Origin of the sequence: Sphingobacterium sp. WOUb80, from assembly GCF_050058145.1 — a bacterium.
Classification (GTDB): Bacteria; Bacteroidota; Bacteroidia; order Sphingobacteriales; family Sphingobacteriaceae; genus Sphingobacterium.
Genome location: NZ_CP165617.1, coordinates 2,968,423 through 2,983,190 on the forward strand (window position 1 = coordinate 2,968,423; position 14,768 = coordinate 2,983,190).

Genomic DNA, 14,768 nt, shown 5'->3' on the forward strand with positions numbered 1-14,768 from the left:
TTATGACTTCCAATAAAGTTTTAACCGGCTGCTCACGATCGTCAACAGCGCCACGATTCCGGTGAATAATACACCTCGCATCACTCCCCCAAAAACACCCTGTGCGCCCATCTGATCAAGAGCGCTCTGTAGTCCCGTAAGCGCCAATAGTGGGATCAACAATAGATTTCCTGCGGTATAGGCGACCATCGAATTTTTACCAACCAGTGCTATACCTCGAAACAGCGGTTTTCCAAAAGCAAGTTTCTCGATACAACACAGCATTGTTAGCGCATAACAGGCTAAGCCCGTACAGACAAAATAATAGCTGTATGTGGAATAATCCTTTTTTATTCCCCCCTCATACGCTTCGAAGATCAGTCCTAAAAAAAGCAAATAACTTCCGAGTACAGCCATTTTTGCCGGTAGTGTTAGTACTTCGCCCTTCCGAAAAACACCTGAACAGAAGCATAGTGAAAAGATCAACATCAGGGTAAGTCCGATATTGATATTGAGATACCGCATATAGAGATTGAAGACATTCAGCCCAATTAGAAAGGCACAGAGCAAGCCTTGTAACGCCAGTTGAGACCGCTGCATCCTGGGTTTGTCCGCCAACGACGTATCAGCAATAATCCACTCGCCGACAACTGTAGCCGGAAGGATAATAAAGAGGTATTTGAGGTAATAAAATTGATAAAGCCAAGTCGCAGGACTGAGTTTGTAGATAAATTCGTTGATACTACCGACTTCTTTGGATCCCAAAAAAATGCCCATAATAAATGGTAAAATCGCCATACGTAACCAGATGGATTTCGCCGTCAGCCACCACCACAGCGTTCCAAACAAAGCCATATTGGCCAGTACCAGAATAATAATATCTGTCTTCTGTAGGGTAAATCTATCCGTTTGTGCATACAGCAGATATAGCATCCCTACAGATAGCAACAGGGCCACTACGTGAACAAGTCTCGCGGTCCGCATCGGCAAATAGGACTTTAAATCGGCATAGAGCGCAAAGAGCAGGACAAACCCCACGATTGACAAGAGATACTGCGAGGCAGCAGGCTCTCCACTCATAACCCAAGCGCGCATATAAAAAGAAAATAAGGCAAAAAAGAATAAGGCAACAAAACGCTTAAAAATTGTACCCACGATAGGCAAAGCGTTTAGGTTAGCCACTTTTTTCCGCATAGCCAATGGGATGGCCGCCCCCATCGTAAAAAGGAAAATCGGAAAAACCAGATCTACCCAGGTTATACCTGCTATACTGGGATCAAATACATGTTTGGGCGGAGGCACCTGTGCATGGTACATCCAAGCAGGAAGGTTTCCAAATGAAATGCTCGATGAAAGCACCATTAAAAGGATGGCAATTCCCCGCAGAACATCCAAACTATCGTTGCGCTGCTGTGGAGTCGCTGTAGAATTTGGTAAAATTGGTATCATCTCGTTTTTCTATGCGTTCGGAAATCAATTTTTTGTTGCTATAAATTGGCCGGTAAAATCCACTGGCCGTTCAAACGGCTTTAGGATAAGATCCAACACAACCGCCACTTGAGCCCTTGTTAACACTTGATTTTCTTTTGGTGCAATGACGGACCTGATTTTATCTTTATTCAAAGTGGGGTCGACCTGGAGCAATAGAGCGGCAAAAAAATCTGCTGTGACATCGGCACCCGAGCCAGCGACTTTATCGGCCGATGGATAATAACTACGCATACCATCGATCAGGTCTACTTCGCTTATGCGGTGTTCGGGATAGAACCAAGTCTGATTGGCCCATTTGTACGGCACACCTTTTCCTTTAAGAATCCCGGTCGCTCCAATACGTTGGATTGCCTGAAACCGACTATCTTTTGGATCAACATCGATAAAGGGCATGAGATAGGCATGATTGTCCAAAAGTACTTGCTGTACCTCCCTTAATGAAAGATCTTTGGGAGTAACAGCTTGTTTTGCAGACAGCGCTGCCAACACTCCAGCAGCTTGACCAATACCCAATACAACTGGCTGAAGGCGGGTGGCCCCAGCCACAATATTGCTCACACTGATGCTTTTTTCAGCAACAATAAAATCCGCTATTTCCTCAGGAATCAAACTTCCAAGGGGTACATTGTAAGATGGTACCCGAATCTTAACAAAATCGATTTTGGGTGCATCGGGATTCTTCAGGTGATGATGATCGATGGTATAATCGCCTACTATCCCACCTGTGCGGTACAAAGGCAGCTCCTGCTGATAAGGACTCTGGACATAAGGCAACGTAAGCTGTACCAAGCCTTTAGCACGTCTAGACTCGCGATGATAAGCAATAAAGGGAAGTTTATCGGCCGTATCATATTCATCATCGGCAAGCCCCAAGTTTTTAAAACCAAGCTGATTTTGAAGATGATACACAAAACGTAAGGTATGATCTTTCGCCTTTTGCAATTCCACTGTCCTCGCCTTTGGCGACATTTCGATAATATTCAGGTAGATATCATTTCCGTCTTTAGGCCAGTTTATCATGTATTTTCCATTCGGCAATTTGCCATAGGTAATCATTTGATCACAATTGATGATAGGTGTATTGCTGTGTGAAGCAGGATCTTTAACATCACAGGCATGTTCAAACTCTTTAGGATCATAACCTTGAGGTTTCTTTAGCAATCTCTTTGGATCGGCACCATAGTCTTTCAGTATAGCGACATAAGTAAGGTCTTGAATTATTGAATTGGCCTTTTCGGGAGCAAATTCTTCTTTCGTATCGTAGCGGCTATCCATACCGATGCTGTAAGCAACACCCGCACGCGGCAAGAGATCCCCCAATTCCGTCGCATCGACTAAAATAGAAGCGTTTACGGTTTTCTTTTTTCCTTCCTGTTCAATGGCAACGGTCCAGCCTTTAGCCTGTTTTTTCAGGTCTAAAAGGGTACTTTTATACCAAACGGCAATATTTTTTTCGGCTCCAACCATCTTTTTTAGCAAGCGGTTACCGACCGAAGGCTCAAATAGCGTATTGCTTACCCAACCTGTTTCCACTGCTTTTGGACCACCATAATAGGCATAAAGTTCTGCCCTAAATTCGCCCCATATTCCCGAAGGCATACGGTGATTACCATCAATAGCGGAGACCCCGGCAGCAGTGAGCATACCACCCAACCAGCTCGTCTCTTCCACCACAAGGACATTACTTCCCAAACGGGCAGCTTGTAAAGCCGCAGAAACACCACTAGCGCCCCCTCCCACAATCAAGACATCGTATGAAGCAACAGCCTGCCCCTGCGAGGAGAGTGTGACAGAAATCAATAAAATAGAAAAAAAAGATTTAAACCAATTCATATGAAGTTAATTGCAGTAAATAATTTAAAAAATACGCGCCAAATACCAGCGTAAGAACTAGAGATACACTATTTTGTTGCCGGACTAAAGGATCAGTATAAGGTGAATAAAACATATAGGTTATCGATTAATGGATCAGACGATTAAAATAAGCAAAATGAACCGGAATGGTTTTGGCCCAGTAGCCAGAGGTATGAGCGCCGGGCTGCGCAATATAAGTCGATTTGATCTTGAGTACATCACAACTATCCCGAAGGGACTTATTAGCCCCATAAAGGTAATCTTCAGTACCACAATCAAAAATAAATGCCTTTTCACTCCCAGCGATCTTATGGACATTATGGATGACACTAAAACGATCGAATAATGGATTTTGATCGCTGTACTGACCTAAATGTTGGGCTAGACTTGTCTTCTTGAAAGCCGAATGTCTCAGATTGACAACTCCCGAACTGCTACCAGCACTTTTAAAAAATGACGGATAGTTAAAAAAGAGCCAAAGTGCACCATGCCCCCCCATACTCACACCCGTAATAAATGAGTTGTCCCTATCCGTATGGTATTTACCCTGTATATAAGGCATTAATTCCCCTGTCAAGAACCGACCAAATTGTGCTCCGCCTTTTTGTGGACTATCTAAAAACCAGCTCGTTCGAAGACCGTCAGGGCATACCACCACAAAGCCATATCGATCGCTCAATGCCTGAAAATCGACAAATTTTGAAAGGCTTTTATAATTTGCCCCATGACTATGCAGCACATATACAACAGGTAAGGCACGGTTGTCCGGCTTCATCTTTGGTATATAAACGTAGCCGGAATCTACTCCAGAAAGATGAGCAGACTGTAAAGTATAAAGTTCTTGTCCCTTGGCCAACATTGTGCCAACGGCACATAAAAGGCATATGATTAAACGCATGGATATAATTGAGTCAGTCTTTAGATTTATAGTGAAGCTAAATTAATAATAAAATTTATAATAAAAAAAGTATTTAATAATTTTTTTTATTTAATAAGGTTAGATTACGTTATTTTATAAAGAACTATATAAAACCGTAATTTTTCCAATAGTGGAATGAACATCCTATAAGATTTTGGCATAAAAAAAGCACCGGAATTTTCCGGTGCTTTTTTAGTTCAGAAGTTCAATAAAGGCAAGTGAGTTGATTATTTTATGCTATAGGTTACGTTTGCCGTTGTCAACCAAGGCGAGGTAAATCGTATATTAATTGTATCGCCCGATTTGCCCAAGGCCTGAACATACGCGATCATTTTTCCATGATAAACGCGCTGTTTATTATCGGTATAGTCGCCCATATCTGCATTGTTCCCCGCTTCCATACCGAGTAAACGTGCATGTCCAGCAATATCACAGGTGATTTCATCTTCCGAAAGGACTACAGGAAGTCCCTTGCTATCCACCACTTGCAAGGCAACCTGCAAAATGCCACCGCCTTCAATTGCTTTACCACCTATTACCGTCGCCTGAATCGCCGCTGGACGTTCACTGGATTCGATAGCGTACCGAACTACTTCTTTTTTATTCGTGTCCAGACCAACAACCTCTAGTTTACCCGCTGCATAGGGAATATCCCAAAAGATGATACCTGTCTTCTCATCGTAATTTTTCTCTTCGCCAACAACCTTACCATTGAGCTCCAATCGAGCCTGAGGGCTATTGGTATAACAGACCACCCTGATCTGCTGGTCCTCTTGATAGTTCCAAATTGGCCAGGCATCCATGGAGGGCGCTTCATTTTTCCGTTGCCCCTGTTCAGATTCTAATGCTGACCAGACATCTGTGGCTGCGGCTCCTCCCTGCAATGGATAGGTACCCAAGTAGGCCATCGGCTTATCCAACCACAGCGATTGACGAAAATAGCCTCGCGGCTTGATAAACCCTGCGAAATCCAACAGTCCTGAATAAAATCCCCGTGACGGCCAACGACCGGATTCTCCAAGATAATCTATACCTGTCCACAAAAATTGGCCAAATATATGGTTGTTGTCGCGTACGGCAAGCCATGCCGGAAGATCGTGTCGATTCTCGCTTCCGAAAATTACACGTGCTGGATAACGCTGGTGATCCTGTTGATAACGACTTTCGGTATAATTGTACCCTGCAATATCAAGTGCTCCTGGATAGGCTGTTTCATTCGACATCGCTACTCCAGCAAGCCCTGCTGTAACAGCTCTGCTTTTATCATATTTTTTTACAACCGCAGCCAAGCGTTTGGCGATATCACCCAATCGCATCGCATCTGGTGCATCCTTTTTATAGCCACCATACGAGGCCTGTGTGAAACCACCCTCCTTCTTCTCGCCATTAAGGACGGGATGTGAGTAAGGGTCATTTGGATAATCCACTTCGTTACCTATACTCCAGGCGAAAATCGAGAGGTGATTGCGATCCCGTTTGACCATATCTGCAAGATCCTGCTCGCCCCAGCTTTCAAAAAAGTCATACGATCCCTCAAAACCGGGGGTCCCGACATTCCAGCCCTGCAGCCATTTCCGTTTTGGAAATTCCCATTCATCAAATGCCTCATCCATAACCAACAGCCCCAACTCGTCACATAAAGTATAAAGCGAGGATGCTTGCGGATTATGGCTGGTTCGAATGGCATTGACACCCAAAGATTTTAATGTCTGCAGCCGCCGACGCCATACCTCAGTATACATTTCAGCACCCAGCACACCGGCATCGTGATGTAGGCACACGCCTTTGACTTTCATCCATTCGCCGTTTAAAGCAAAGCCCTTGTTTGGATCAAATGTAAAAGTTCGGAAGCCCGTTTTGATTGCCAACTGATCAATTTGCTTTCCATTTTGCAATACGCTTGTCCGCAAAGTATATTGATTGGGTTGATCCAAGCTCCACAATTTAGGGTTTGCAACCGTCAATTGCTGCTGTATCGTCGCTTTAGCGGCAGCATCAACCTTCACTTTCTCCGATTTATTAGCGACAACTTTCCCTGCGGCATCAATCAACTCCTGCACAACGGTAACCGCACTGCCGTTGGACGTACTATTGACAACGGTCACTTCGGTATTTAACATTCCTTTCCCTTGCTTTAGCTCGGGATAGGCATATATTCCCCATTGATCGATATGCAACGCATTTGCCTTTACAAGCCAAACGTCACGATAAATGCCCGATCCTGTATACCATCTTGAATCGGCACTTTTACTGTGGTCGACCTTAACAGCGATGGTATTTTCTTTTCCAAACTCAATGTATGGTGTGATATCGTACGAAAAGGAAATGTAGCCATTGGGCCGCTTTCCAACAGATTTACCATTGATAAAAACTTCGCTTCGGTTGTAAACACCCTCAAAATATAGAAATATCTTTTTACCCCGATCTTCCGCAGGTATAGCCAGCTTTTTTTGGTACCAGCCAATACCACCAGGTAAATAGCCCGTCGCGCTGGCCAGCGTTGGGCTCAGTGGATATTTTACACTCCAATCATGGGGCAAACTGATCTGCTGCCAGCCTCTGCGATTTTTTTCAGCGCCTGCCTGTCCCTCGATATCACCCAAATGGAAACGCCAATCCGAATTCACACGTTCGGCGGCACCAAATCCGGGCTGTGCATATAGGCTATTAATACCCAAATAGCTCGACACAGCTAAAACGGCCAGATTTCTTATTATTTTTTTCATTGTACTATGTGCATTAGGTTTAGTGATTAAAGTGTAGGAACGACAGGCAATACATGGCCCTGATCATCAAAAAATAACCGGTCCATGCACACTTCCCGATTAAACCCAGCGGCATCGCCCATATCGATACCTTTGGGATAATTAAAACGATGGTATACAATATACCATTCATCTTTACCTGGAATCTGCAAAATAGAATTATGTCCTGTACCATAAATGCCTTTGGCAGGATCCTTTTGCAAGACTAAATTATTTTCGGGAACAGTGATCGGTCCATCTGGGGAAGTCGCGGTTCCATAACGTACCCGATAATTTTCACTTCGGGTGTCGTCTTCTGACCAAAAGAAATAATAAAGACCTTTTCGATAGACAACATAGGCACCTTCGCGGAATGTCTTATCGGGAGTGAGTACCTTGACTGTATTTTTTTTAATGGAAACCATATCTTTGTTGAGTTCAGCAACAGCCAGATAGCCATTTCCCCAATACAGATAGCTTTTTCCCGATTTTGGATCGTTAAACACCGCCGGATCAATCTCCTGCCCGCCATTGACACCCTCTGGCTTAAAATCGATCAGCGGTTTTCCCGCGTCCTTAAAAGGCCCGGTAGGTAAATCAGCCACCGCAACACCGATCTTTTGCGCTGCTGTAAAATAATAATAGTACTTATAATCATTCTTGACTTTCTTTTCCGTAATGGTAGGCGCCCATGCATTTCGAGGTCCCCAGGCAACATCTTTTTTCAGGTCCAAAATCACCCCTTCATCTTTCCAAAGACTTAAATCTGTGGAAGAAAAAGTTTTAAAATAATAGCCGCCCCAACCGTCAAAGCCATCACTCGTTGGATAGATATAGTATTTTTTTGTTTTATTGGAATAGAGTACATCCGGATCGGCATAAAAGCCATCCAATACTGGATTCTTCCTGAATGCGAATTCCATATCTTTGGGTTTCCCCCATTTGGAGGTCAAGTCCAAAATTTCTTGCCTTGAAATCGGAATAATGGTTCCGTGCCGTGGATGGAAATCCATGTCAATTTGATGGTCTATTACATGAAAGCGATCAAGGTCTTCGGAGGTGCAGAATTGGTACTTCCCTTTACCATAGACATCGTACATAAGGATATATTTATCCGACTGATTGAGTTTAAAAACGCTGGATCCTTCCACAGCATCATTGGTCTGCTGTTTATAACCCGGTTGTTCAATCCATTTTCTCGAAGTCAGTGAATCCGTTATCGCCAGCTTAATGCCATTTCCATGTCCTTCAGTTTTGTAAAAAAGGTAGAACAAGCCATTCTTTGCAATAATATCGCCATCGATACAGGATTTGCCATTTTTTGGGAGAAACAGCACTTTAGGTTCGGTTTCAAAATCTGTAAACTCCTTATTAGCATAAGCATAGTAGATGATATCCGGACCATTTCCGTGCTGCATGGACCAGTACACCATGTATTTACCGACCGAAGGGTCAAATATAGTCTGTGGTGCCCATACTCTTTTCAACGTTTCCTGGCCTTTGAAGCGCTGCTGGATATCGATTGCCTGATGAGACCAATGCACAAGATCTTCGGACTTTAGCAGGATCAACCCCCGATTGGAATCCCAGCCTTTGGAGGAGGTCATGTCGGTGAGCACCATATAAAATGTTTTTCCATCTTCGCCACGGAGAATATGTGGATCCCGGACACCGCCAGTTTTACTGATCATCTTCGAATCCAGGATAGGCTGGTTTTCATTCAAGGCTCTGTAGGTATAGCCATCCGTACTGATCGCAAAACAAACCGCCTCATCGGCGACAGCATTACCTTTGAAATAGGCAAATAAATAACCTGCAAAATCTTTGTCCGTAGGTCCGCTGCGATAAGTTTGAGCAAAAACACCGCATGCAGCATGTATTAAAAATAAGGTAACTAAGATTGAAATTTTGTTTTTTTTCATGAAGGTTTAGTAGAATAAATAAGCATTAGACCATTTTTTGCATCTTTAAAAGCCACGGAATATGATCCCGTGGCTTCGTAATCTGGCAATTTTACTTGCCATAAGCACCTATTTTAAAGCTATTTTTTGAACTGCCGTATAATAATATTCTCCAGATAGGGTGGATTTTACACCGATTCTGGCATATACATAATCAAGGTTTTTTAACTTGTCTGGCAGCACGCCCACGATACTCGTTTGTTGGCCAAAAGTAACATTGGCCAGGTTAGCATCCACCAGTAATTCTTGTCGCACTTGATCTGTCAATATGGATTTCCCCAAGTAAAGGCACACGGCACCCAAATTTGCTGTACCAACAATTCTATTAACCGTAAAATTAGCCGTAATATTATTATTATTTTTTTGAAATGATTCGTTTGTCACCGTGAAATAGGGTGTTACAGGAACATCGACAGCTGTGTTACCCTTCACCTGTACGATGATTGTATCTGTTGCTTGTTGTAACCAAGGAGAATCCCCCATTCGAACCAATTTATACGTTCCATCAAATAAGCTTGCAGAAAAAGTGCCATCCTGATCGAAGTAGACATTTATCTTGGAACGGAGTGGGTATCCATCTTGCCATAATTCCAATTGAGGTCCATTATTTCGAACGCCAATCGCCTTCCCCTCATAAACAACGCGTCCCGAAAGCGTTGATTTTGGGGCTTCAAAATTATCATATTCGCAACCTACAACGAGTAGGCTTGTAAAAGCTACCAATAAGCTTAAAAATTTCATTTTCATGGTACAAGTAGATTAATGGAATGGATTTCTAACTATTTTAGGATTCTTATTGATGACATCCTGACTGATGGATGCATAATAATTGGCCATCCGGAAAAAGCGGGCTCTTCTAAAACGGGCAGGTCTTACCCGTTCATAGATATACTTACCATCATCCACATGACCTGGGCGTACTATACGATAGGCATACAATCCATACACCACCGCATTAGGATCATTTTCCGACCCGCCCCACACTAAATGTGCGATACGCCATCTTTTAAGATCATAGTAACGATGATCTTCGAAGGCAAGTTCGACACGACGCTCGTTGCGGATGATATCCATTGTTAGCGTATTAACGCTATTAGCTGCAAAGCCTGCACGCTCCCGTAGTTTATTAACATAAGTTGTCGCATCACCTATTTGCCCCAGCTCAAATGCAGCTTCTGATGCGTTAAGATAGATTTCGCCTAGACGGAACCAGGGCCACCAGTTAGCCGCGGATGTACCGCGTGTACTTGCTGCCGGCGCATCACTGACAAATTTCCGAATATAGAAACCAGTATTACTAACGTCCTGTGCGTCATAAAGCGGACCATCAAACCCCGTCCACAACCCACCCGTTTCATAATTTTCTCCTAATTTAGGGGAGGTGGTAAACTGATAGGCTCCATTTACCCAAGTAGCTACTCCTGCTTGAATACTGACATCCCGACCCTTGAACGAGGTCCCCGGGTAAATCACTGTTCCATATAAACGGGCATCTTTATTCGCAAAAATATCATTGATATTTTGATAGGCGACATAACTTCCCCCAGCAGTTTTATCGTGAAGCGTACCTTTGCTACCATCTAAGTATTCAAAACTTTCAACAAGGCTCAATGAAGGCGAAATTGTCGATGATGATTCATTATCTTCAGTAAGGCTTTTAACGATATTGTCATAGGCAAAACGGTGAACTTTTAAGCTCACTGCAAAATCCTTAGCAAAGATGACCTCTTTACCAGTTTTTTTATTGAGCATATCGTAAAAATTAGCTCCTTTGTCCGCATTGTCGTTATATAGTGCAAACGGACCGCTCATAATTTCTTTGGAAGCCGCCAGCGACTTGGTATAGTAACCCGTCGCCATATTAGCCGGAATCCCCACTTCTCCTCCGGCTGTCGTTATTGGAGAGGCCATCAGATTATTGTATTTCGCAATAGATCCGGCATAAAGCATCGCGCGGCTCTCCAGCGCCAATACGGTATACCTGTTAGCTCTAGTCCTACTGTCTTTATATGCGTCAAGATCATCCTTAATCTCTTCCAGTTCTTTGTAAATAAAATCGTACACTTCATACTCCTTGGCACGTGCCACCTGCAATGGTGTTGGGTCGCCGCTAAAGTCATAGATAAGCTGTGTAGTGACAATCGGAACCCCACCCATGCGTTTAACAAGCTCAAAATAAACAAAGGCGCGAATGAAGCGTATTTCAGCTTTAAACTGCTTCCGTTGTTCATCACTTAATTGTGTACTGAACTGATCGATATTTTCCAAGGAAAGGTTTAAGTCCCGTATCAGTCCGTAATCCCAGTAGCGGCCGTAATCGTCACCAAACTGGTAATCATTACGCCAATTTTGATCACGATGTCCCGACCACATCGCATCATCCAACTCGGTCATTCCTCCCGTATTGAAAACACCATGTAGTGTTGGCATTCTATCGTAATAATTGGCAACGAGTGAAGTCAGTAGTTTAGGATCGTTCCAGAGCTGCGCATCGGTGATTAAGGTCTTTGAATCTCTATCAAACCAGTCGTCGTGATTACAGCTGCTCATCGATAATATTGTCAATAGAGCTATGCCTATATATGTAAGTTTAAATCGTAGTTTCATGTTAAAAAGTCATATTAAATCCAACCATAAATACCCTTTGTTGTGGATATACTACTGCCGCTCTCGCTTCGATCTCTGGATCAATTTGGTAGTCTTTGACATTGTCAAACGATATCAAATTTGAAGCATTGATATAAAACCGTATTTTTTCGGCCTTTATCTTTTGAATCCATGCTTTTGGCAGATTGTATCCAACCTCCAGGTTGCGGACTCGCAAATAACGTACATTGGTCAACCAAAAATCACTATTTTGACTATTGGGACCTGAGTTTCCGTTCCGGATCGCTGGATAGCGTCCCGGAATCCATTCGCTGTTTGGATCATACGGATCTTTGCGATGCCATCTGTCTTCGAGTAGGTAGGCTGGTGAATTGCCGCCACCGTGGAAGGCATTACGTAATTCATAATCCTGAAACCAGGACTGTATTGCACCACCCGCCAGATCAATATTCAAGTTGATGCCTTTCCAGTCAAGTCCTATCCGACCACCAAAGCTCATCATAGGTGCCCAACCCGTTTGGTAACCAATTGGACGTTGGTCCATATCATTGATAACCCCATCGCCGTTTACATCTTTATATATCAAATCACCAGGGAGTTGCGTCCTATTGTTTTGACCATCATTATTGATCGGATGGTTGCGGATCTCTTCTTCCGACTGAAATCGTCCAACTACTTGATATCCCCACCATACGCCACCCCAGCGGTCTTCGATCGAGTTACGGTATTCATTCCACGAATTGCTAAAACGAGGCTTATAGGTTTCTAGATCACGATAACGTGAAAAAGTCATATTCCCACTGACAACGTAGTTAAGCTCACCGACCTTATCGGTATAGGTAATGATACCTTCCGCACCATAATAACCGTTCTTGCCAAGGTTTTCATAGGGAAGATCATAACCGATTTCAGCCGGTAGTAGCACATCGTATCGTTTGCCAGGATATCCAGTACGGATAATTTTGAAGATATCGGCCGTCAATGTCAGCTTATTATTCAATAAGGTGGCATCGATACCCATGTTATAATTGGTGTTTTTAACCCATGAAAGGTTGCGAACTGGTAAACCTCTAGGCTGTACCCCGGGCACATAGGCTCCGTCTAAGACAGCACTTCCAGCCGCCCAATTATATCCGGCAAGGTAATCATGCATTCCTACACCCTCTTCAAGTCCTGTTTGCCCGATCGAACCACGGATTTTAAGGTCACTGACTACGGATTTCAACGGTTTGAAGAAGCCTTCATCTGAAATACGCCAGCCTACAGATGCTCCAGGGAATAACCCCCAGCGTTTACCTTCATAATATTTAAAGGACCCATCATAACGGCCCAAAACTTCCAGCAGATACTTGCCCTTGTAGTTGTAATTTATACGGCCAATATATCCAGCTCGAGCCTCGTAAGCCCATTCATCGGCCAAACTATTGAGCTCCGACAGTCTTAACAGCGGAATATAATTATTTGAAGGATTTGCGCCCAATGCCTTATACGTCCGGTCCCAATCTGAACGCTCATAGCCCAGCATTCCTGCAAAAGTGTGATCGCCGATCTGTTTGTTATAGTCGATCTGGAACTGTGCAAATCGGGAAACAATTTCCCTTGTGGTATCGTAACGCCAGCCAGCATCACTTCCTCCTCTGCGCTTATACGTATCATTTTCGTAACGGTACACATCATAGGTATATTGGAAGCCTTCAAATTTATTGTTGGTATAATTGTAAGAAACGGTTCCTTTTGCCGACAAACCAAATTTTGTCTTATAGGCAGCAAAGAGATTCACATTTCCCGCCAGGTATTTATTGTCTTTATAGCCGGCAATATCGCGGCTAAAAAGGGCCGGGTTATAGGGAAAATCATTGGTATAATTGATATACGCTGGATTGTCGTTTGCATAGGGGCCTACCGTTGGTTTGTTTTTCATAATGGCCAAAATCGAGGAGAAGTATCCATCTCCACCTGGTAAACCAACATCTTGTGTCCCCTCATGCCTTCCTGAAATCTGAGTACCAACTGTAAGTCCTTTGAGTACCTCAGCTTCCATATTGGCCTGGAAATTGGTTCGCTTATAATTGAAATCCTTAATCATTGCATCCTGAGTGAGATGGCCCAATGAAAGGAAGTAATTGGATTTTTCATTTCCACCGGTGACATTGGCATTGATATATCGCTGTGGAATATTCTTACGGATCACCATGTCATAATAATCATAGCCTTGGTAGCCGGGCTCTGTTCCAGCCTGCCATTTAGCCAACTCCTCGGGTGTATAAACCGTCTTCGGATCGCGGTTTTCATTCTGTGCAGCCTCAACCAATCCAAGCGTATATTGTTTCGCGTTTGCCATGGTCGGAAAACGTGTCAAATTTTGCCAGCCTTGGTAGCCATTGATATTGATTTTTGCGCTTTCTCCCTTTGCTCCTTTTTTGGTGGTAATCAGTACAACACCTCTAGAAGCACGGAATCCATATACCGCTGCTGCAGCATCTTTCAAAATAGAAATGCTCTCAATATCTTCGAGATTCAGCGAATTGAAGATATCTGCTCCGGAACCATTCTGTGTACCGACCCAATCAGTCCCTTCCTGACCTCCATAAGCAACCCCATCAATCACATAGAGTGGCGAGCCCATATTCCGGATTTCGATCGATGCACCACGACCAGGACGCGCATCTTTGGCCCGCACTGAAATCCCCTGCACCTTTCCGGCCAAAGCCCCAGCAGTCGTTGTCGATGATGACCGTACAATATCCTCTGATTTAATATTGCTTACCGCCCCTGTAATATTACGTTTGGACTGTTTACCATAACCAACAACGACGACATCCTCCAATACATTTTCATCTGCCTCGAGCTGGATTTTTAAATTTGTTGTTCCATCCAATGGAACTCGACGAGTTTTATACCCAACAAATGACACGACGAGCGTTCCTTTGTTAGCATTCAGCTCAAATTTCCCCGATTTGTCTGTTGAGGTCCCCTTCCCCCCTTCCAGGATGAGTACACTCGCGCCAACGATAGGTTCGTTTGCTTTGTTGAAAACTTGTCCCGTAACCTTCTCCTGCGCATACAGCAATGTTGGCATCACGCTCAACATGGTGTAAAAAGAAGCAATCTTTAAGTTTTTCATAAATTTCAATACGAATTAAACAGTAAATAATACAATCTAGCCGGACAGGACAATATGACGGTAAACTATGGTTTACTTTGGTTATTTCT

The 14,768-nt window shown here is 43.5% G+C and carries 8 protein-coding genes; all 8 read right to left on the bottom strand.

The genetic code is table 11. The features are described from left to right. On the bottom strand, positions 1-1,428 hold the full coding sequence (locus tag AB1Z56_RS12650; RefSeq protein WP_426792206.1) for a DUF5009 domain-containing protein: 1,428 nt from the start codon (positions 1,426-1,428) through the stop codon (positions 1-3). Positions 1,429-1,452: 24 nt separating this feature from the next. Continuing rightward, a complete protein-coding gene (locus AB1Z56_RS12655) occupies positions 1,453-3,303 on the bottom strand; it encodes an FAD-dependent oxidoreductase (protein ID WP_426792207.1) in 1,851 nt (616 codons plus the stop codon). A 127-nt stretch (positions 3,304-3,430) separates the two neighbouring features. Beyond that, positions 3,431-4,222 carry an alpha/beta hydrolase gene (locus tag AB1Z56_RS12660; protein WP_426792208.1) on the bottom strand — a complete coding sequence of 264 codons (792 nt, stop codon included), beginning with the start codon at positions 4,220-4,222 and terminating at the stop codon, positions 3,431-3,433. Positions 4,223-4,470: 248 nt separating this feature from the next. Next, the gene (locus AB1Z56_RS12665) at positions 4,471-6,969 is read right to left on the bottom strand and encodes a sugar-binding domain-containing protein (protein ID WP_426792209.1); all 2,499 of its coding nucleotides are present in this window, start codon (positions 6,967-6,969) and stop codon (positions 4,471-4,473) included. Positions 6,970-6,995: 26 nt separating this feature from the next. Beyond that, complete coding sequence (locus tag AB1Z56_RS12670; RefSeq protein ID WP_426792210.1) at positions 6,996-8,909, bottom strand: family 43 glycosylhydrolase; 1,914 nt, start codon at positions 8,907-8,909, stop codon at positions 6,996-6,998. Positions 8,910-9,017: 108 nt separating this feature from the next. After that, complete coding sequence (locus tag AB1Z56_RS12675; RefSeq protein ID WP_426792211.1) at positions 9,018-9,695, bottom strand: DUF3823 domain-containing protein; 678 nt, start codon at positions 9,693-9,695, stop codon at positions 9,018-9,020. A gap of 12 nt (positions 9,696-9,707) precedes the next feature. After that, positions 9,708-11,498: a RagB/SusD family nutrient uptake outer membrane protein gene (locus tag AB1Z56_RS12680; protein ID WP_426792212.1), complete on the bottom strand. Its 1,791-nt coding sequence runs from the start codon at positions 11,496-11,498 to the stop codon at positions 9,708-9,710. A gap of 58 nt (positions 11,499-11,556) precedes the next feature. Beyond that, positions 11,557-14,679, bottom strand: coding sequence for a SusC/RagA family TonB-linked outer membrane protein (locus AB1Z56_RS12685; protein WP_426792213.1), 3,123 nt, complete (start codon positions 14,677-14,679; stop codon positions 11,557-11,559). Between the last annotated feature and the right edge of the window lie 89 nt (positions 14,680-14,768).

Bases quoted from the DNA above. Each gene is read 5' to 3' on its own strand.
- AB1Z56_RS12650 (WP_426792206.1), bottom strand. From the start codon at position 1,428: ATGATACCAATTTTACCAAATTCTACAGCGACTCCACAGCAGCGCAAC.
- AB1Z56_RS12655 (WP_426792207.1), bottom strand. From the start codon at position 3,303: ATGAATTGGTTTAAATCTTTTTTTTCTATTTTATTGATTTCTGTCACA.
- AB1Z56_RS12660 (WP_426792208.1), bottom strand. From the start codon at position 4,222: ATGCGTTTAATCATATGCCTTTTATGTGCCGTTGGCACAATGTTGGCC.
- AB1Z56_RS12665 (WP_426792209.1), bottom strand. From the start codon at position 6,969: ATGAAAAAAATAATAAGAAATCTGGCCGTTTTAGCTGTGTCGAGCTAT.
- AB1Z56_RS12670 (WP_426792210.1), bottom strand. From the start codon at position 8,909: ATGAAAAAAAACAAAATTTCAATCTTAGTTACCTTATTTTTAATACAT.
- AB1Z56_RS12675 (WP_426792211.1), bottom strand. From the start codon at position 9,695: ATGAAAATGAAATTTTTAAGCTTATTGGTAGCTTTTACAAGCCTACTC.
- AB1Z56_RS12680 (WP_426792212.1), bottom strand. From the start codon at position 11,498: ATGAGCAGCTGTAATCACGACGACTGGTTTGATAGAGATTCAAAGACC.
- AB1Z56_RS12685 (WP_426792213.1), bottom strand. From the start codon at position 14,679: ATGAAAAACTTAAAGATTGCTTCTTTTTACACCATGTTGAGCGTGATG.